Annotated in this window: 24 protein-coding genes and 1 tRNA gene; 15 read left to right on the forward strand and 10 right to left on the reverse strand. The window is 65.1% G+C overall.

The window, feature by feature from the left end:
• The first annotated feature begins 80 nt into the window (after positions 1-80).
• From rpsR to RT697_RS07310, 4 genes are all read left to right on the forward strand, one after another.
• Positions 81-353, forward strand: a complete 273-nt coding sequence (rpsR, locus tag RT697_RS07295; protein WP_006218308.1) for a 30S ribosomal protein S18 — start codon at positions 81-83, stop codon at positions 351-353.
• 14 nt (positions 354-367) lie between these two features.
• Positions 368-823 (forward strand): 50S ribosomal protein L9, encoded by a 456-nt coding sequence (gene rplI, locus RT697_RS07300; RefSeq protein ID WP_313697769.1) that lies wholly within the window; start codon positions 368-370, stop codon positions 821-823.
• 130 nt (positions 824-953) lie between these two features.
• Positions 954-1,793 (forward strand): RIO1 family regulatory kinase/ATPase, encoded by an 840-nt coding sequence (locus RT697_RS07305; protein WP_313697771.1) that lies wholly within the window; start codon positions 954-956, stop codon positions 1,791-1,793.
• The gene (locus RT697_RS07310; protein WP_175138791.1) at positions 1,790-3,172 is read left to right on the forward strand and encodes a replicative DNA helicase; all 1,383 of its coding nucleotides are present in this window, start codon (positions 1,790-1,792) and stop codon (positions 3,170-3,172) included. Before RT697_RS07305 ends, RT697_RS07310 begins: the two co-directional genes overlap by 4 nt.
• Positions 3,173-3,245: 73 nt before the next feature.
• Here RT697_RS07310 and RT697_RS07315 read toward each other — a convergent pair whose 3' ends face one another.
• The 5 genes from RT697_RS07315 to RT697_RS07335 all read right to left on the reverse strand — a co-directional run bounded on the left by RT697_RS07315 (position 3,246) and on the right by RT697_RS07335 (position 6,930).
• Positions 3,246-4,223 carry a bile acid:sodium symporter family protein gene (locus tag RT697_RS07315; protein WP_313697772.1) on the reverse strand — a complete coding sequence of 326 codons (978 nt, stop codon included), beginning with the start codon at positions 4,221-4,223 and terminating at the stop codon, positions 3,246-3,248.
• A gap of 173 nt (positions 4,224-4,396) precedes the next feature.
• Positions 4,397-5,377, reverse strand: coding sequence for a 4-hydroxythreonine-4-phosphate dehydrogenase PdxA (pdxA, locus tag RT697_RS07320; RefSeq protein ID WP_313697773.1), 981 nt, complete (start codon positions 5,375-5,377; stop codon positions 4,397-4,399).
• Positions 5,378-5,395: 18 nt separating this feature from the next.
• Positions 5,396-5,704: a hypothetical protein gene (locus tag RT697_RS07325; protein WP_313697774.1), complete on the reverse strand. Its 309-nt coding sequence runs from the start codon at positions 5,702-5,704 to the stop codon at positions 5,396-5,398.
• A gap of 82 nt (positions 5,705-5,786) precedes the next feature.
• Positions 5,787-6,245 (reverse strand): Lrp/AsnC family transcriptional regulator, encoded by a 459-nt coding sequence (locus RT697_RS07330; protein ID WP_175124655.1) that lies wholly within the window; start codon positions 6,243-6,245, stop codon positions 5,787-5,789.
• Between the two features lie 79 nt (positions 6,246-6,324).
• Positions 6,325-6,930 (reverse strand): hypothetical protein, encoded by a 606-nt coding sequence (locus RT697_RS07335; protein ID WP_313697776.1) that lies wholly within the window; start codon positions 6,928-6,930, stop codon positions 6,325-6,327.
• A 250-nt stretch (positions 6,931-7,180) separates the two neighbouring features.
• On the opposite strand from RT697_RS07335, the gene RT697_RS07340 reads away from it, so the two are divergent.
• Together RT697_RS07340 and RT697_RS07345 are read left to right on the forward strand one after the other, a co-directional pair.
• Entirely contained in the window at positions 7,181-7,426 is a 246-nt protein-coding gene (locus RT697_RS07340; protein ID WP_105237997.1) for a hypothetical protein, read from the forward strand.
• A 202-nt stretch (positions 7,427-7,628) separates the two neighbouring features.
• Complete coding sequence (locus RT697_RS07345; protein ID WP_313697778.1) at positions 7,629-7,883, forward strand: hypothetical protein; 255 nt, start codon at positions 7,629-7,631, stop codon at positions 7,881-7,883.
• Between the two features lie 12 nt (positions 7,884-7,895).
• Here the strand turns inward: RT697_RS07345 and RT697_RS07350 are convergent, their stop codons facing one another.
• Positions 7,896-8,459 (reverse strand): DedA family protein, encoded by a 564-nt coding sequence (locus RT697_RS07350; protein ID WP_313697780.1) that lies wholly within the window; start codon positions 8,457-8,459, stop codon positions 7,896-7,898.
• Complete coding sequence (locus RT697_RS07355) at positions 8,456-9,895, reverse strand: PLP-dependent aminotransferase family protein (protein ID WP_313697782.1); 1,440 nt, start codon at positions 9,893-9,895, stop codon at positions 8,456-8,458. Before RT697_RS07355 ends, RT697_RS07350 begins: the two co-directional genes overlap by 4 nt.
• A 169-nt stretch (positions 9,896-10,064) precedes the next feature.
• On the opposite strand from RT697_RS07355, the gene RT697_RS07360 reads away from it, so the two are divergent.
• From RT697_RS07360 to RT697_RS07375, 4 genes are all read left to right on the forward strand, one after another.
• On the forward strand, positions 10,065-10,445 hold the full coding sequence (locus RT697_RS07360) for a hypothetical protein (protein ID WP_313697784.1): 381 nt from the start codon (positions 10,065-10,067) through the stop codon (positions 10,443-10,445).
• Between the two features lie 20 nt (positions 10,446-10,465).
• A tRNA-Met gene (locus RT697_RS07365) sits at positions 10,466-10,542 on the forward strand.
• Between the two features lie 225 nt (positions 10,543-10,767).
• Positions 10,768-11,112 carry a hypothetical protein gene (locus RT697_RS07370; protein ID WP_313697785.1) on the forward strand — a complete coding sequence of 115 codons (345 nt, stop codon included), beginning with the start codon at positions 10,768-10,770 and terminating at the stop codon, positions 11,110-11,112.
• Between the two features lie 284 nt (positions 11,113-11,396).
• Positions 11,397-12,692, forward strand: coding sequence for a TIGR03862 family flavoprotein (locus tag RT697_RS07375; RefSeq protein WP_313697787.1), 1,296 nt, complete (start codon positions 11,397-11,399; stop codon positions 12,690-12,692).
• Positions 12,693-12,795: 103 nt separating this feature from the next.
• Here RT697_RS07375 and RT697_RS07380 read toward each other — a convergent pair whose 3' ends face one another.
• Both RT697_RS07380 and RT697_RS07385 read right to left on the reverse strand, forming a co-directional pair.
• On the reverse strand, positions 12,796-13,200 hold the full coding sequence (locus RT697_RS07380; RefSeq protein WP_313697788.1) for a hypothetical protein: 405 nt from the start codon (positions 13,198-13,200) through the stop codon (positions 12,796-12,798).
• A gap of 64 nt (positions 13,201-13,264) precedes the next feature.
• Positions 13,265-13,624, reverse strand: coding sequence for a hypothetical protein (locus tag RT697_RS07385; RefSeq protein WP_313697789.1), 360 nt, complete (start codon positions 13,622-13,624; stop codon positions 13,265-13,267).
• 268 nt (positions 13,625-13,892) lie between these two features.
• On the opposite strand from RT697_RS07385, the gene RT697_RS07390 reads away from it, so the two are divergent.
• The 5 genes from RT697_RS07390 to RT697_RS07410 all read left to right on the forward strand — a co-directional run bounded on the left by RT697_RS07390 (position 13,893) and on the right by RT697_RS07410 (position 17,981).
• Positions 13,893-14,027 (forward strand): entericidin A/B family lipoprotein, encoded by a 135-nt coding sequence (locus RT697_RS07390; protein ID WP_105241420.1) that lies wholly within the window; start codon positions 13,893-13,895, stop codon positions 14,025-14,027.
• A gap of 130 nt (positions 14,028-14,157) precedes the next feature.
• A complete protein-coding gene (locus tag RT697_RS07395; protein ID WP_313697790.1) occupies positions 14,158-14,589 on the forward strand; it encodes a BPTD_2524 family lipoprotein in 432 nt (143 codons plus the stop codon).
• 3 nt (positions 14,590-14,592) lie between these two features.
• A complete protein-coding gene (locus tag RT697_RS07400; protein WP_313697791.1) occupies positions 14,593-15,003 on the forward strand; it encodes a hypothetical protein in 411 nt (136 codons plus the stop codon).
• A 99-nt stretch (positions 15,004-15,102) separates the two neighbouring features.
• Positions 15,103-16,395, forward strand: coding sequence for an aspartate carbamoyltransferase (locus tag RT697_RS07405; RefSeq protein ID WP_312429644.1), 1,293 nt, complete (start codon positions 15,103-15,105; stop codon positions 16,393-16,395).
• A gap of 125 nt (positions 16,396-16,520) precedes the next feature.
• Entirely contained in the window at positions 16,521-17,981 is a 1,461-nt protein-coding gene (locus RT697_RS07410) for a diguanylate cyclase (RefSeq protein WP_313697793.1), read from the forward strand.
• A 52-nt stretch (positions 17,982-18,033) separates the two neighbouring features.
• Here the strand turns inward: RT697_RS07410 and RT697_RS07415 are convergent.
• Positions 18,034-18,493 (reverse strand): recombination-associated protein RdgC (locus tag RT697_RS07415; protein WP_313697795.1); only part of this gene is annotated, 460 nt, incomplete at its 5' end.

An 18,493-nucleotide genomic window follows, 5' to 3' on the forward strand; every position in this document is an offset into this window, starting at 1 on the left:
GCGAGAGCACCTTCTGAATACGGATAGGTTATGGGGAAGTGGGCATTGACCCAGTCCCCTCAAACATAAAGGCACATATCATGGCTTTCTTCGGAAAACGCAAAGAAAAACGCAAATTCACGCAGCAGAACCCGCTCTTCAAGCGTCGTAAGTTCTGCCGCTTTACCGCAGCCGGCGTCGAAGAGATCGACTACAAGGATCTGGACACCCTGCGCGACTTCGTGCAAGAAAACGGCAAGATCATCCCGGCTCGCCTGACCGGCACCAAGGCAATCTACCAGCGCCAGCTGGACACCGCCATCAAGCGCGCGCGCTTCCTGGCTCTGTTGCCTTACACCGACAACCACAACTAATCCGGGGCACTGAAATGCAAGTTATTCTGCTCGAAAAAGTCGTCAACCTGGGCAACCTGGGTGAAGTCGTGCGCGTGCGTGATGGCTACGCCCGCAACTTCCTGATTCCCCAGAAGAAGGCCCGTCGCGCAACCGACGCCGCCCTGAAGGAATTCGAAGCCCGCCGCGCCGAGCTGGAAAAGGTCCAGGCTGAAAAGCTGGCCGCTTCCCAAGCCCTGGGCGAGCGCATGAACGGCTACCAGCTCAAGATCGTTCAGAAGGCCGGCGTTGACGGTCGTCTGTTCGGTTCGGTCACCAACGCCGACATCGCCGAAGGTCTGAAGAAGGCTTCGTTCGAAGCCGTCGAAAAGGCCCAAGTGCGTCTGCCCAATGGCCAACTGAAGGCCATCGGCGAGTACCCGGTCCAGGTCGCCCTGCACGCCGACGTCGTGGTCGACATCACGGTTCTGGTCGAAGGCGAACTGTCCTGATCCGGCAGTCGCGGTAAAAAGAAGCCGGCCCGCGTGCCGGCTTTTTTTCTTTTCGCGGCCCGCCACCCCCATTGTGTTGATGGGTGCGCGCCCCGCACCGTCGTTTCACGCTGCCATGCCAGAGGATCTCTTGAGTCATCCGCCCGTCCATCACAACGCGCCGCCCGGCCTGCGAGCCTGGCTCGACAGCGTGGATGCGTCGCTTGAACCTTCCGTGCGGGACGTGAAGATCGATGGCGTGCGCTGCATCATCAAGCGCCGCCGCCCCGGGTTTCTGCAGGGCGTGAGCTACGTGCTGCGCTACGTGCGTGCGTTGTTCCTCGCCATCGGCTGCAAGGTGTTCCTGGGCGAGTTTCCGCGTCCCAGCGTGCTGTTGCGCAACGGGCTGGCCCACGAAGCGCAGCGCCTTTCGCAATTGCTGGAAGCCGGCTGCCGCGTTCCCGAGGTGTGGTGGCAAGAGCCGAATCTTCTCGTGCTGGAATTCGTCGGGCAGGACCTGGCGTATCTGATCCGCAAGGAAGACTCCACCTCACGCCTGTGGCTCGCGCGCGCGGCGGCCGTGGACACGGCCGCCTTCCATGCCCGCGGTTTGTGGCATGGCGGCGCGCAGATCCGCAACCTGACGCTGCGCGACGGTGAAATCTGGCGCATCGATTTTGAAGAAAACATTGGCGCGACGCTGTCGCGTCCGCTCGCGCAGGCGTACGACCTGTTCCAGATGCTGGCCTCGCTGGTGTCGTTGCGCACGGTGGGCGACAGCGACGCGAGAACCCTCGGCAAACTGGCGCTCGACGTGTACCTTGAGAGCAACCCCGACCCCGAGGTCAAGGCCCGCCTGAAGCGCCTGGCGCGCGTCCTGTGCGCCGTCGCCATGCCGCTGCGCCCCGTGCTGAGCCGATTCCCCTCGCGCGACATCCAAGGGTTTTTCCGCGTCGCGGATATCCTGCAGCCGTTACTATTGAAGCCATGAACACACCCGCCGATTCCCAGCTCGAGTACCTGCGCGTCCCCCCCCATTCCATCGAGGCCGAGCAGTCGGTCCTGGGCGGACTGATGCTGGACAACGCCGCCTGGGACCGCATCGCGGACGTGCTTCTCGAAGAAGACTTCTACCGCCACGACCACCGGCTGATCTGGCACCACATTGCGCGCCTGATCGGTCTGGCGCGCCCGGCCGACGTCATCACCGTGCACGAGTCCCTCGTCAGCGCGGGCAAGGCCGAAGAGTCCGGCGGCCTGGCTTACCTGAACGCGCTGGCGCACAACACGCCGTCGGCCGCCAACATCCGCCGATACGGCGAGATCGTGCGCGAGCGCGCGATGCTGCGCAAGCTGGTGTCGATCGCGGACGAAATCTCGTCGGCCGCCATGAACCCGCAGGGCAAGGAAGCGCGCCAACTGTTGGACGAAGCCGAATCCAAGGTGTTCAAGATCGCCCAAGAAGGCGCGCGCGGCGCGGCCGGCTTCCAGGAGATCCAGCCGCTTCTGACCCAGGTGGTCGAGCGCATCGACGAGCTCTACCACCGCGAGAGCACGTCTGACGTGACGGGCGTGCCCACGGGCTTCACCGACCTGGACAAGATGACGTCCGGCATGCAGGGCGGCGACCTCATCATCGTGGCGGGCCGCCCCTCCATGGGCAAGACGTCGTTCTCCATGAACATCGGCGAGCACGTGGCCATCGAAGAGGGCCTGCCTGTGGCGGTGTTCTCCATGGAAATGGGCGCGGTGCAGCTGGCCATGCGTATGTTGGGTTCGGTGGGTCTGCTGGACCAGCACCGCATGCGTACCGGCAAGCTGATCGCCGAAGACTGGCCGCGCGTCACGCACGCCGTGCAGCTCATGCAGGACGCGCAGGTCTACATCGATGAATCGCCGGCGCTCAGTCCCATGGAAGTACGGGCCCGCGCGCGCCGCCTGGCGCGCCAGTGCGGCCAGCTTGGCCTCATCATCATCGACTACCTGCAGCTCATGTCGGGCAACGGTTCGGGCGAAAACCGGGCCACTGAAGTCTCGGAAATCAGCCGCTCGCTCAAGGGTCTGGCCAAGGAATTGAACTGCCCGCTGATCGCGCTGTCGCAGCTGAACCGAAGCCTGGAACAGCGCCCCAACAAGCGCCCCGTGATGAGCGATCTGCGCGAATCTGGCGCAATCGAACAGGATGCGGACGTGATCCTGTTCATCTACCGCGACGAGGTCTACAACCCCGATTCGCCGGACAAGGGAACGGCCGAGATCATTATCGGCAAGCAGCGTAACGGTCCGATCGGCACGGTGCGCCTGACGTTCCAGGGCTCCAGCACGCGCTTCCTGAACTTCTCCGGCGCGCAGCCGCGGGACATGTACTGATCCCGGCAACGAACGGCCACGCCCAATAAAAAACCGCGCTGCAGCGCGGTTTTTATTCGTCTTTGGGGGCCGATCAGTGCGTGGCGTCGGGCCGCTTGCCGTAACGAGCCGCCAGCACGCCGCAGACCATGAGCTGGATCTGGTGGAACAGCATCAGCGGCAGCACCACCGCGCCCACGGCGTGGCCGGCGAAGAGCACCTGGGCCATCGGAATGCCGCTGGCCAGGCTTTTCTTCGAGCCGCAGAAGAGCAGCGTGATGCGGTCTTCGATGCTGAATCCGAACATCCGGCCGGCCAGGGCGGACAGGCCCAGCGCCAGCGCCAGGATCACGCAGCAGCTCACGACCAGGCCAACCAGCGCGGGGATCGGGGTGCTGCTCCACAGGCCTTCATTGATCGCCTCGGAGAACGCCGTGTACACCACCAGCAGGATCGAGCCCTGGTCCACGAACTTCAGCATTGCCTTGCGCTTGTGCACCCAGGCGCCGATCCAGCGCCGCGCGAACTGGCCCAGCACGAAGGGCAGGAGCAGTTGCAGCATGATCTTGCCGACCGCATCGAACGAGATCGGCGCGCTGCCGGCGTTGGCCACGACCGTGCCGACCAGCAGGGGCGTGAGGAAGATGCCCAGCAGACTGGAAGCCGAGGCGCTGCACACAGCAGCGGGGACGTTGCCGCGCGCCATCGAGGTGAAGGCGATGGCCGACTGCACGGTGGCCGGCAGGCAGCACAGGAACAGGATGCCCAGGTAAAGCTCGGGGGTGACCAGCGGCTCCAGCACCGGCTGAAGCGCCAGCCCCAGCAGCGGGAACATCAGGAACGTGGCCGAGAAGATGGTCAGGTGCAGCTTCCAGTGCGTGAGGCCGGCGATGATGGCCTCGCGCGAAAGGCGCGCCCCGTGCAGGAAGAACAGCAGGCCGACGGCCACGTTGGTGATCCAGCCGAACACCACCACGCCTTGCCCGTGGGCGGGCAGGAAGCTGGCGATGATGACGGTGCAGATCAGGTAGAGGGTGAAGCGGTCGGGCAGAAGTCGAACGAGGCGGGACATGGGATGGGAGGAAGAACGGGAAAGCGGCGGCGCGGGGCGCCGGAAACGGGGCGTATTGTAGACCCGCACCGGCGCAGGCTCTTCGCCCGCGGGCCGCAAGCGTCTGCGTGCTGAGGCAGTCTGCGGGTCTTTCGGGTGCTCCTCGCCGCTCAGTCAGGCGTTCAGCCAGGCGCTCAGGGCGTCATCGCCAGCGCCAGATCGAACGCCGTCACCAGCGATGCGTGGTCGGCCACGCCCTGGCCGGCGATGTCGAATGCGGTGCCGTGGTCCACGCTGGTGCGCACGAACGGCAGGCCGACGGTGACGTTCACGCCGTGGTCCACGCCCAGATACTTCACCGGGATGAGGCCCTGGTCATGGTATTGCGCCACCACGATGTCGAATTCGCCGCGGCGGGCGCGCATGAAGATGGTGTCGCCCGGCCAGGGGCCGCTGGCATCGATGCCTTCCGCGCGGGCGGCGGCGATGGCCGGTTCGATGATGTCCATGTCTTCGCGGCCGAACTTGCCGCCTTCGCCCGCATGCGGATTCAGTCCGGCGACGGCGACGCGCGGCGTCGCGATGCCCATCTGGCGGCAGGCGCGGTCCGCTAGCCGCATCGCGGTCAACTCGGCTTGTGGCGTGATGCGCGCCATGACGTCGGCCAGCGCGACGTGGATGGTCACCAGCAGCACGCGCAGTTCGTCGTTGGCCAGCATCATCGCGAAGTCCTGCGTCCCGGAGCGGTCCGCGAGGATTTCGGTATGGCCCGGATATTCAATGCCGGCCTCGTGCATGGACTTCTTGTTCAACGGGGCGGTCACGATGGCGCGGATGTGTCCGGCAAGCGCATCGTCGATGGCGGCGCACACGTAATCGTAGGCAGCGCGGCCCGCCAGGGCGCTGACCTTTCCCAGCGGCAGATCGGCGGGCAGGGCAGGGCTGCAGGCCACGACCTGGATCCCGGGCGCATCCGGCCGGGCCCGGCTGATGTCCGCGATCTCGGTGATATCCAGGCGGGCGCCCAATTGCATTGCCGCGCGGCGCAGCGCGCCAGCATCGCCATACACCACACAGGGCGCGCTCAGTCCCTGCGCACAGGCCTTGACGACGATTTCGGGACCGATGCCGGCGGCATCGCCCATGGTGATGCCCACGGGCAGGAGAGTGTTCACGATGGTGGCCGTCGGCGCTTACTGCGCGGTGTTCTTGGGGGGATCGATGGGCGCGCATTCGAACGTGACGGTAGCGCGCTTGGAACCCAGGCCGGTGGCGCGGTTGGAGGTCACGCTGGGCTTGACCAGCTTGCGGCCAAGCGACTGGCAGTGCTGGTCGGCGCGCTGCAAGGCCTGGTTCTTGATCTCGACCCAGCTCAGCAACTGCGTGCCGGAGCTGTAGGTGACGCTGTATTGGTCCTTATTGACGGACGTGACCTCGCTCATGCTGGAACACGCGGTCAACAGGACGAGGAGGGCGGCGGCAGGGGCAAGGCGAGCAAGCATGAAAAATCCAGGATTCGCGACAGGCCCCATTACACCACCATGTTGCGCCCACCGGAAAGACAGGCCCGGGAGCAGGCGTGGATCAGGGCGCGGCGACCGCGCTGCGCCGGTCCACCTTGCGGCTGAGCACGATCGAGGTCTGCGTCTGCTTGACGCCGTCGATGAGGCCGATGCGGTCGAGCAGCGCGTCCAGCTGTTCGTGGGTCTCGCAGCGCAGGAAGATCAGGTAGTCGTAGGGCCCGCTGACCGAAGACACTTCCTCGACCTCCGGCATCCTCTCCAGTTCGCGGATGACGGCGGCCGGCGTCTTGGGCAGCACGCTGATGAAGCAATATGCGCGCACCGCCGCCTCTTCCAGCAACCGGCCCAGGCGCACGCCGTAGCCGGACACGATGCTCTCGCGCTCCAGCCGCGCGATGCGCGCCACGACCGTCGTGCGTGCAAGCCCCAGCTTGCGCGCCAGGATGGCGGCGGGTTCGCGCGCATTGGCCTGCAAGAGGCTCAGCAGTTGCCGGTCGATGGCGTCGAGTCGTTCGTTCATGCGGTAGGCGAAGGCGTTGAGCAGGAAGGCGAAGTGGCGACGGTACAGGCGCCAGCCTGCCCCCGTCAATGCGTTGCCGCTAGCCGTCGGACTCGGGCGGAATGCCCCCGTGATAGATGCGGCCGTCGAACTCGAAGCGCGTGATGGTCTTGTGCGCGGCATCGAAGATGCGGTCCCGGCTTGCGGCGTCCAGGCCGTCGTGGTCCGCAAAACTGAAGCGGCACAGATCGATGTCGCTGTCATAGAAGGCGCTGTGCACGAAGCGGCTGACGTCCGATTCGTGCGCAAAATGCGCAAACTCGCGCAGCTGCTCCATCTCGTGGAATGAGCCATTGCGGCTGACCAGCAGCATGCCGAATTTGCGCTCTTCGTCCGCCATCGGTTCGGGCGGCGGGGGCGCGCCATCGCCGTGCGGATCCTGGCAGTCGAAGTGCGCGCCGGCTTCGCGCATGGCGGCCAGCACGCGCTGCCATTCCGGCTCTTCCAGCGTCAGGCGGGCCATCATGTAGAACAGCCGCTGCCGGCCGAGCGTGCGAGGTTCGGGACCGCCCACATAACTGGGCCACGGTGTCGAGGCGTCCAGCCCCGCCAGCTCGGCCATCCTGCTGTCGGGATAGCCCAGCCTGTCCTGTAGCCGTTGCAGCGACTGGGGGCTTGGCGGGACGTAACTCTGGATCGTTTTCATGTGCGCGCTCCGGTTGTGCCGGGCGCCCGGAGACCGCGCCGGCGGCGTGCGCCGCGGGGCCTCTTGCGGCTACGCTTCATGCTAGCGCCGAGCCCGGCGCTTGCCTAGCCGTGGCGGGGCAGGCGCGCCGCTTGCTGCCAGGCCGGCCGCGCCTAGGCCGGCCACGCCTATGCCGGCCGCACCTCAGCCGGCCGCGCCGAATCGCCATGCTAGGATTCGCGCCAGATTTCATTGCCAGGAGGCTTACATCATGGACATCCAGGAACAGATCGCCGTTGTCGTGCACACCATCTCGCACCAGGGCGGCCGCATCGACGCGCTCAATACCGCGCTGCTCTCGATGCTGCATCTGGCGAAGAATTCGCCGGGCCTGCGCGAGGCCATCGAGGCGCAACTGGAGCAGAACTACTCCGGCCTGCTGGCGCGTTCCGAGAATCCGCAATACGTCGCGGGATTCGAAAGCGTGCGGGACATGGTTCTGACCGCCCTGAAGTGATGCGGCTGGCGGCAGTTACCCACAGGTTCTGTGGACAAGCCTTGGGATAGTGCGGGCATAGATCCACAAACTCCTTCAAATACAACGGCTTGCGCGAGGCGGTCAAAAGGGGCTCCATTGCGCTGAAGCGACGCGCAACCGGCCCGCCGCCGCGCCAGGCCAAGCCCGGGTAATATGCGGCCCCATGCGGAATCAGTATTCATTGGAAGGCCGGACCCACGCCCTCGCGGCGCGCGTTTCGGAAGCGGCAAAGCTGGCGGCATTTGACCCCGGCAAACTTTCCCCCGAGGCGAGGGAGAGCTGGGAGCGCATGGGCCACGGCTTCAAGGCCTGGCACGACTTCGATCAGCGTCACCCGATCCTGCGCCGCCTTGCAAAGCTGCCGATCATCGGCACCCTGTACCGCAATGCGCGCCGCCGCCATGTGCAGCGCGCAAACGGCAAACTGGTGTTCTGAACGCGCCCGCCGCTATTTGCGCCGGCGCGCGTAGACCTGATAGGCCAGCCACACCAGCACGCCGAGCGCTACCGCAACGGCCAGCTTGGTCTCCACGCCGTGCAGGCGTCCCAGCAGTGCCTCGATCGTCCGGCCGAACACAAATCCCAGCACACTGAAGCAGACCGCCCAGATCATGGCGGCGATGGCGTTCAGCACGAAATAGCGCGTGGCCGGCACCGTGGACACGCCCAGCGCAACAGGCCCAACGGTCCGCAAACCATACAGAAAGCGCAGGGCCAGGATGAATCCGTTGGGATATCGGTCGATGGCCGCCAGCGCCTTGCCGAACGCGGGCTTTGCGCGGATGCGCTGCACGTAGCGATGTTCGCGGTAGCGGCGGCCCAGCAGGAACAGCAGCTGATCCGCCATGAACGAACCGGCGAACGCGCAGAGCATGACGTAGGGCAGGTGGAACAACCCCTGATGCGCCAAAAATCCCGCAAACACCACCACGCTTTCGCCTTCCAGGAAGGTCCCGCCCAGCACGGCCCACAGGCCATAGTCCGCGATGAATTGATGCAGTTCCGCGTTCATCCTGTTTTTTCTTCCACGATGCGTGCGAGCGTCACCAGTGCGTGCGAGATCTCCGGCGTGATGCGTTGTCCGCAGCTGATGCGCAGGAAGTGGTTATAGCGGGCGCCATTCGAGAACATCGCGCCGGGCGCCACGCGTATCCCTTGCCGCAGTCCCGCCTCGAAGACGTCCATGCCCGACACGCCCTCGGGCATTTCCATCCAGAGCAGCATGCCGCCTTGCGGCACGCTCAGCCGCGTGCCCCGTGGAAAATGCGCGGCGATGGCCTCGGCGGTCAGGTCTCGCTGCGTCTTCAGTTCTCGCCGCAGCCGGGCCAGATGGCGATCGTAGGCGCGCGAGCCCATGTACTCCGCCACTGCGATCTGCGCCAGCGGTTCGTTGGGCCGGCTTTGTGCGAACTTCAGCATCGCAATCCGGGCTTTCCACCGGCCGCCAAGCAACCAGCCCAGCCGCATGCCGGGGGCCAGCGTCTTGTGCATCGACGAGCAATAGATGACGTTGCCTGTCGCGTCCCAGGACTTCGCCGCGGCCAGCGGCGTGTCGTCGTCGGTCAGCGCACCGTACGTGTCGTCTTCGATGAGCGGCACCTGCTGGCGCTCGCACAGCGCCACGAGCCGCGCCTTGTGCGCATCAGGCATGACGCAACCGAGCGGATTCTGGAAATTCGGCACGACGACCACGGCGCGGATGTTGCCGTGGGTCTGGAAGGCCAGGTCCAGGGCTTCGATCGACAGTCCGTGTTGCGGGCTGGTGGGGATCTCGAGGGCGCGCATGCCCAGGCTTTCCAGGATCTGCAGCAGACCGAAGTAGGCGGGCGATTCCACGGCAATGGTGTCGCCAGGCCGGGCCACGGCGCGTAGCGCCAGATTCAGGGCCTCGATGCAGCCGTGCGTGACGATGACGTCGTCCGGCGTGGCGTTGATGCCATTGGCCAGCGCGCGGCGCGCCAGCACCCCGCGCAGTTCGGGATGTCCTTGCGGCGGCACCGGGCTGACCAGCACTTCGGGCGACTGCCGCAGCGCGCGCGTCATCGCCTGCTTCAGCGCCTCCATCGGATAGGCCTCCGGTACGGCCGCGGCCAGGGCGAAGTTGGCGCTGACCCGGTGCGCCTCGCATTTGGCGATGAAGTCCGAAACCCGGTCGTGGATGCCGACATACTGCGCCGCGCCGAGGGTCTGGCGAATGTCGGGCTCGCCCACGGGCGGAATGCTGTTGCGCCGGGGCTTCAGGACGAAATAGCCGGAACGGGGGCGGGCCTCGATCAGGCCATCGTCCTCAAGCTGGCGGCAGGCCTGCAGCGCTGTCGACAGGCTGACGTGATGGGTGCGCACCAGCGTGCGAACCGAGGGCATGCGCTGGGCCGGAGCCAGCACGCCCGTCTGAATGGCGCGCCGGTAGTGATTGGCCAGGCGTAGGTACAGCGGTTGAGGTTCCATGCGCCGATCTTGCTCCCCGGGGTTGGACGGTGGGTAGGCACAGATGGAGGCAAAGTACACCATAACAGCCGCAAAATCGACCCTCTGCATCGGTACAGAAAGCCGTTTTGTGTGGCTGTTGCGCAAAGCAGGGCGCGCGTAGCCTGTGATGGTCCTTCTGGAGACCATCATGACCCCGCATTCCGACCCCGCCTCGCCAGGCCTGCGCCTGGATCTTCCCGCCGGCGCCAGCCGGATATTCGTTCTACGCGCAGGCGCCGCCCTCGTCTGCGTGGAAGGCAGCGTGCGCGTCGAAGAGGCCGCAAACGGCCTGGAAGCCGCAGGCGGCTTGCATCGCGTCGTACCGGCCCGCCTCAACGCGGGCGAGGTCCACGGCGTGTCGTACGGCGGACCGGTGCGCGTCACCGCACTGGGCGGTGCGCAGCTGATATGCCTGGATTCCGCCACTCGAATGGACACAATCCTGCGCGGCGCAGCCCGTTTTTTTCATCGATTTCTGTCGAAAAACGGAAACATTCGCGTGGGTGCGCTGCACAAGATTTCAAAATGATGTATGATTCACACATCAGACGCGGGGTGGAGCAGTCTGGCAGCTCGTCGGGCTCATAACCCGAAGGTCGTAGGTTCAAATCCTGCCCCCGCAACCAGTTTCAAGCAGTACCCGGTCTTACCAGCGGCGCGTTTCAAATGCACCCGGCAAGACCGCAGAAAAAAAGGCCGCGACACTGTCGCGGCTTTTTTTCGTCTGGCGATTGCGCTGGGTCATGCCCGGGTCGCGTCCGGAGTTTCCCGGGTATCCGCGGCCGCACACGGCCGCAACCCTGCGCTACCATGGGCCACGCGCGCTACATTGCCGCACAGAAGGAGTGTCCATGGGAACCGCAAAATACGATCATCCCGGCTACGTTGCTGATACGGGCGCTGAGGGCAAATACCACGTGGGCATCTGGTGCCCGCACGGGTATCCCGCCCACATCCATATCGGCCGTCCTGCCGATCGCGACGATCCCTCCGCCTTGCTGAGGCTGCGCATCCCCGACGGCGTGTTCCAGTCGCTGCCGGACGATCCCGAAACCCTCTGCCGCCGCGCGCTTGGACAGGCGCTCGATGCCGGCCTGCTGCGCACCGTTGCGGTCGACGGCGAATACCAGGAACTGCGTTTCCAGCTCGATGCCGAGCCATGGTCCGGCCCCATGCAGGCGGCCGACCGCGCCTGACATCATCCCTCAGTACGTGGCAGTTACCCACAGGGATTGTGGAAAACCCTTGGGATAGCTGCTGCGTATATCGAATTTCCCCAGCAAAAACATAGGCTTGTCGCCTGCGGTCAAGAAATGGCCGGCGCGGGCCTTTCGCTGCCGTCTCGACGCGCGTTCGTGCCGGAGTGCCGTGCGGCCGTGAGACAATCTGCGTCCCGTGGCCCGCCGCCCGTTCGTCCTTTCTCCTCCCGCATGCGTTCCGCTTTTTCCCTCCCGCGTCTTGTCATGAAGGCGACGGCGCCATGAGCCTGTCCGCCAAACGCGTTGCCGTCATTGGGGGCGGCCCCGCCGGTCTCATGGCGGCGGAACGGTTGAGCGAAGCCGGGGCGCAGGTGGACGTATTCGATGCCATGCCTTCGGTGGGTCGCAAGTTCCTGATGGCGGGGCGGGGCGGGCTGAATCTGACGCACAGCGAACCCGCCGAGCCTTTCCTTGCCCGTTTTGGCGACCGCGCTCCGTTCGTTCAGCCGTGGCTGCAGACAATGGACGGCGCCGGTTTGCGCGATTGGGCCCATGCGTTGGGCATTCAGACGTTCGTGGGCTCGTCGGGCCGCGTGTTCCCGCAGGAGATGAAGGCGGCGCCCCTGCTGCGGGCATGGCTTGCACGATTGCGCGGACAGGGCGTCCGTTTTCACATGAGGCACCGCTGGCTCGGCTGGCGAGGCGACAAGCTTGACGTAGCTTTGCCCGGCGTGGATTCGCCCCGCGTGGATTCGCCCGGTTTGGGTTCGACAGGCCTGCACTCGCTGCGCTTTGCGACGCCCGACGGTGAAGCGCACCATGCCGCCGATGCCATCGTGCTGGCGCTGGGCGGCGGCAGTTGGGCCAAGCTGGGATCCGATGGCGCCTGGGTTCCCGAGCTGCAGGCGCACGGTGTGCCGATAGCTCCATTGCGGCCCGCCAATTGCGGGTTCGACGTGGATTGGTCCGATCACTTCCGCAGCCGCCATGCTGGCCAGCCGGTCAAGTCCGTGTCCATGGCCTGCGGTGGACCCGCCCGCCAGGGCGAATTCGTCATTTCCGAGACCGGCATCGAAGGCAGCCTTGTTTATGCCTTGTCCGCGATCCTGCGCGATCGGATCGAGGCCGACGGCTGCGTGGTGGCCATGCTGGATCTTGCGCCGGATTGGCCGCACGAGAAGGTGATGGCAGCGGTAACGCATCCGCGTGGCGCCCGCTCCATGTCGAGCCACCTGCAGAGCCGGCTGGGACTGACAGGCGTGAAAGCGGGCTTGCTGCGGGAATGCGCCAGCGCCGAAGATTTCAAAGACCTGGAGCGCCTGGGACAGCGGATCAAAGCATTGCCGCTGACGCTGCGGCGAGCACGCCCGATCGACGAAGCGATCAGCACGGCGGGCGGCGTGGCCTTCGAAGGGCTGACTGTCGGGCTTATGCTCAAGGCCATGCCTGGCGTTTTCTGTGTGGGAGAAATGCTGGACTGGGAGGCGCCGACGGGCGGCTACCTGCTGACGGCCTGCATGGCCAGCGGCGCATCCGGCGCGGCTGGCGTGATTGATTTCCTGAAGGGGCAGACCTGAACGGTCCGGCCGGAATTTACAGCCCTGCAGGGATGGCGTTGATCCGGCAGCCCCCGCATCCGCGGCGCTGAACGAACCGCGTGAACTGCGGGCACATGGAAGATCAGGAACCCGTCGTGTGCGGCGCCAGGCTCATCGGTGCGCGGGGCGCCAGATCGCTGACGACGTGACCGACCACGGGCGGTTCGCCTTCGGGCTGCGAGATGATGCCGATCACCCGAGTGATGGCGCTGGCGGGAATGGTGGTTCCGAGGGCGGGGTCCTGCACCAGTTGCCAGATCGTTGCGTTCGCCATGCCTGTGTCGCCCTCGGTCAGGTCGAGGTTGTCCAGGCAGTTGCGCGCGAAGGAAGACCAATCCGACGCGTTGCACGGCAGGCCGTGTGAGGTTGCCAGGCGGGCCAGGGCCAGCGGCGCGTCGGCCTGGCTTGCGGCGTGTTGGGCAGCGGTGCCCAGCGTAACGTCCAGGGACAGCAGGCGGAGAAACTCAACAACGTTGTCCGTGCTCATCTTGTAGTCTCCTTCCTTTGGGGGCTGTACTCTTCGATCGCCAGCCGGGCTGCTTGCCGGGTTGTCATCCCGGACCTTGTCCCAGCATCGACACCAGCGACTGCTTCAGGCGCGGCGAAAAAATCGGCACCGTATGCGCTACGCCGCTGCGGTCGATGCCTTCTTTGAGTTCGACTGACTGCCCCAGAAATATATCCGGTGCGGCAGAAATCTCGTTGTACCGCGCCAGCAATTCATTGACCTGCGCCTGCGCGTCCGCCAGCGTGCTGCTGTCAGCCAGCTTGCCCGCGGCATGAGCCTGCAGAATGCGGTGCAGGTCGTCGATGAACAACGCCAGCGCAGCCTGTCCGCGGCACTGCGGCTTTTCCCAGCCCCAGCCTTGCGGGCCGGCGCCAGCGGTTTGTGATGCTTGTTTCTTCGTCATGTGCGCATCCTAATCCATTGGCGGCAAATACGCGACAGGCGAGAATGCGTCGCAAATGTCACCGGCGCGTAAGGGTGGTGACGGTTTCTTTTCGGCGTTGTTACACGTGACCCGCTTGTGCTGCCAAAGCCGATCCCGGGTTCTCCGCAATCCCTCTTAAGTAGTGCGTGCGGTGCGGGCGCGACGCCGGTCTGCCCGCTCTCGCGCAAATTGGGGCCTTTAAGGTATGCTGGATTCGGTTTTTCCCATGCCCAGACAGGAGATGTTTATGAAGAACAAAGTCTTTCTCGTCATGATGCTTTCGATTGCTGCGCTGACGGCGGGCTGCAACACCGTCGCCGGGGCCGGTAAAGATATCCAGCGGGGCGGGGAAAAGATCGAAGGGGCCGCTGAGAAGCGGTAGGGCGACAGGCCCTTTGCCGTCATGACGGCGCAAGGCCACGCGGGAATGTCGAAATAGACATTTCCCGCGTGGCCTTTTTGCAGCCGCTGGCATAATCGCGGAAGTCCGAATAGCAATGGCGGGAAGAATCATGCGCAAGTCTGTATGGGTAGCTGTCACGTTGGCGGCCACGTTGGCCGGATGCGCCAGCACCGGGGTCTACGAGTCGGAAACCGCAAAGAAGGAAACTTTCAGCGTCGACGCCAACTATCAGGCGGCGTTTCGCCGGGCCGGCGAATACGTGCGCACGTGCCACACGCAGGTCAAACATCCTTATGGCGTGTCCTATGCCTGGCGTCATACCCTTGGCGAGAAAGGCGCGCCGGACGAAATCAAGCTCTACAAGGTCGGGCAGCCCGCGGCCGTCCTTGAGCTGATTTCCGCGGAGGCCGACGGTCCCGCCACCTCCAAGGTAACCGTGACGGTTCTGGGCGAAGGACGCTGGGACGAGGCCGAGCTCGCGGCGGCACGCAAGTCGATACAGAGCGCGACGCCCATCTGCCGCAGCGCCACCGGCGACTGATCCATGGACCCCCGCGCCCAGCAGATCCGCGCAAACGGCACGTCGTTCGCGCTGCTGGCCGGCGCGTTCCGATTTCTGGGGTGGTTGAACGGCGGCGCGGCCCTGATCCTGGTCGGATTCACCCTGGGCATCCTGGGGCCCGACATTGCCGCGCCGGATCTGCAGATCCCCCTGCTGTTTTTCCTGGCCGGCCTGGTGATGGCGGGTCTGGGCGTGGCGTTTGCATACCTGGCTCAGGTCAGCCTGTTGCGGCAAGGCTACAACGGTCATCTGACGCGCGGCCATTGGCCCGCACAATTGCTTGCGCTTATTTGCTACCTGGCCAGCATGCTGGCCTTCTGCGCAGCGTGCTGGTTCGCGGCCGGGCAGGCCGACACCTTGACGCCGCAGGCGGCGGCCTACGCGCAGCGATAAAATTGCGGGTAAACCCGTATGCGCAAAAATATTGGACTTGAGTGAATGGTCGGAATAATATGCGCACTGCGTATATAAATCCTCTTTTTGGGGCCCGTCATGAGCATCTCCCAGCAAGCCTTTCTGCGCGACGCCATGCGCCGCCTCAACCTCACCCGCGACGTATTCGCCACACGCATCGGCGTCAAACGCCGCGCACTTGACACCTGGCTCCTGCCGGAAGGGTCGCAGGAATTCCGCGCGATGCCTGAAGTGGTGCAGCGCTTCGTCAGCGAAATCGTGCAAAACGGTGTCTTGCTCGAAAAATATACGCAAAGCGTACAAGACGGCCCGCTGCGTGATCGCATCGCCCTTGAAGGCAAGAACCAGCTTCTGTCGGTGGATCAGTTCACGCGCGACTCCGTCGAAGACCTGTTCCGCGTGGCCGACATGATGCAGCCCATCGCGCGCCGTCAGAAGGTGTCGCGCGTGCTGGAAGGCGCCGTGCTGGGCAACCTGTTCTTTGAAGCCAGCACCCGCACCCGCGTCAGCTTCGGTTCCGCCTTCTGCCGCCTGGGCGGCTCAGTGTGCGACACGACCGGCTTCACGTTCTCGTCGATGGCCAAGGGCGAATCCATCTATGACACCAGCCGCGTCATGAGCGGCTATGTCGACGCGATGGTCATCCGCCATCCCGATCAAGGCTCGGTCGCGGAATTTGCCCGCGCGACGAACATCCCTGTGGTCAACGGCGGCGACGGCCCGGGCGAACACCCCAGCCAGGCGCTGCTGGACCTGTACACCATCCTGACCGAGTTCTCGCGCCTGGGTAAGTTGCTGGACGGCGCGCACATCGCGATGGTCGGCGACCTGAAATACGGCCGCACCGTGCATTCGCTCATCAAGCTGATGGCTCTGTACAAGAACGTGAAGTTCTCGCTGATCTCGCCCAAGGGCCTGGAGATGCCGACCTACATCGTCGAGCAGGCCAGCCGCAACGGCAACATCATCGAACAGAAGTCCTCGCTGGCCGAAGGCCTGGCGGGCGCCGATGTCATCTACGCGACGCGCGTGCAGAAGGAGCGCTTCGCCAACGAAGAGAACGAAGGCTACACGCCGGACTTCCAGGTCAACCGCGCCATCATCGACGCCTACTGCAGCCCCGAGACCATCGTGATGCACCCGCTGCCGCGCGACAGCCGTCCGGGCGCCAACGATCTCAGCGTGGACCTCAACCACGATCCGCGTTTGGCCATCTTCCGTCAGACCGACAATGGCATCCCCATCCGCATGGCGATCTTCGCGGTGCTGCTGGGCGTGGAAGGCCTGGTGCAGCATTCGCTGCGCGATGTGACGTGGCAGCATCCGTCGCATGTCGGTCCCGACGATTCGGTCTTCCACGGCCTCGATTGACCGCATCGCTGCGTGGCGGGCCCGCGAAAGCGGCCCCGCCACGGAGAATTCAAGCATAATCCGCGCTGGTTTTTCGGGCGCGTGCCGCAGCCAGGCGCGCGCGCCGTTCTTGGGCGGATGAGCTTATGTCTTCGAGCAGTACCGGTGTTCCCCCTGCGGCCACCGCATTGGCGGCCACCGCAAACGCGGCCGCCCCCAATGCGGTCAGCGGCCACGATTGCTACCTGAGCGCATCCAATGCGCAGGCCTGGGAAGCGGTCTATCAATCAGTGGACGCCGATACGCGCGGCCAGGTTGCGGCGGTGGTGTCCGACCACGCCACGCAGCTGGTCGATGCCTTCTATTCCACGTTGCTCGCCGATGCCGAAGCGGGCCCGCGGCTATCGCACGAAATCGTGTCGACCCGCCTGCACCGCGGCATGATGCACTGGTTGAAGGACCTGCTCTGCGTGCGCGAGCAGGGTGACATCGACGTGCTGCTGGCCACGCAGAAAAAGGTGGGCGAGGTGCATGCGCGCGTCCACATTCCGATCCATCTGGTGATGGCCGGCGCCCGCATCCTGAAGAACGAAATCGCGCAGCGGCTGCGCGCAAGCGGCCTGGATGGCATGGCGGCGTCGGTGGCCACGCAATACGTGTGCAATCTGTTCGATCTGGCGATCGAGCAGATGAGCCGCGCGTTCATGCGCGACGTCAATCGGGGCGCGCGCAACGACGAGGCCTATCGCCTGTTCGCGTTGGGGCAGAACATCTCGACCGAGCGCGAGCGCCAACGCGCCGCGTTGCTGGAGTGGAGTCAGGCCGTGCTGATCGGCCTGCACTACCGGACGCCGGAGCAGGCGCTGCCGCGGCTGGCGGCCTCGGAGTTTGGCCTGTGGCTGCAGCACAAGGGCGCGGTGCTCTTTGAAAGCGCGCCGGCGCTGCGCCAGATCACGGAGGCGGTGGCGCGTCTGGATGACACGGTGCTGCCGCAAATGATGCAAAGCGCCAATCAGGCGCCCGAATCGCTGCCCAACCAGGTACGTGAACTGCAGGAGCTGGCGGCGCGCATCAAGCACCTGCTCAACGGCCTTTTCGATATGGTGGCCGAGATCGAAAGCGGCAGCGATCCGCTCACCAACGTGCTGAACCGGCGTTTCCTGCCGTCCGTCATCGGACGCGAGATATCGCTGGCGCAGCGCCAACGGTCGAGCTTTTCGGTGCTGCTGTTGGACATCGATCACTTCAAGGCCATCAACGATGCGCATGGCCACGCGGGCGGCGACCAGATCCTGCGCCAGTTCGCCGAGGTCGTCCACCAGACCTGTCGTTCCAGCGACTTCGTGTTCCGCTATGGCGGCGAGGAGTTTCTGGTCGTGCTGGTGGACACGGGGCCCGGCGCCGCGCTGGCCGCAGCCGAAAAACTCAACGCCGAGATCCGCCGGCACCGCTTCATGATTGCCGAGGCCGGCGAACTGCAGGTGACGGCCAGCATCGGCGTGGCGACCTTCGACGGCCATCCCGACTACGCGTACCTGATCGATCGCGCCGACAAGGCCCTGTACAGGGCCAAGCAGGCCGGCCGCGACCGCAGCGTCGCGGCATGAAAAAGGGCCGCTCCAAAAGAGCGGCCCTTGCCGTGGGCGGGGGTAAGAAGGCTTAGATCTTCTTTTCGCCGCCCAGCGCCTCGACCAGCTCGGCCATCATCTTGGCCAGTTCGCCGGTCATCAGCATCATGTCGGAATCGAACTTCTCGTCGTCGTTCGCGGCGACGCCTTCGTTGCCTTCCTTCAGCACGTCCAGGGGCGCCACGCGCTTGACGTCCAGGCCTTCGGTCAGGACGAACGACACGCGGTCGGCCCAGGTCATGGCCAGCCGGGTGCACTGCTTGCCGGACTGGATGTGGCGGCGCACGTCGTCGGCGTCGATGGAGTGCTTCACGTAGCGGATGGCCGCGCCGCTTTCGCCGGACGAGCGCAGCTCGGTGTCCTGGTCGATGGTGAAGTTGCTGGGCGCCTCGTCCTCGGCCAGCCAGCCGGTCATGGCGGAGGCGGGCGACTGGGCGACGTACAGGTTTTCCAGCGGGAAGGGATCGACGCACTTGGCCAGCAGGCCGATG

The sequence above is a fragment of the Achromobacter sp. genome, assembly GCF_032113835.1.
Classification (GTDB): Bacteria; Pseudomonadota; Gammaproteobacteria; order Burkholderiales; family Burkholderiaceae_B; genus Achromobacter.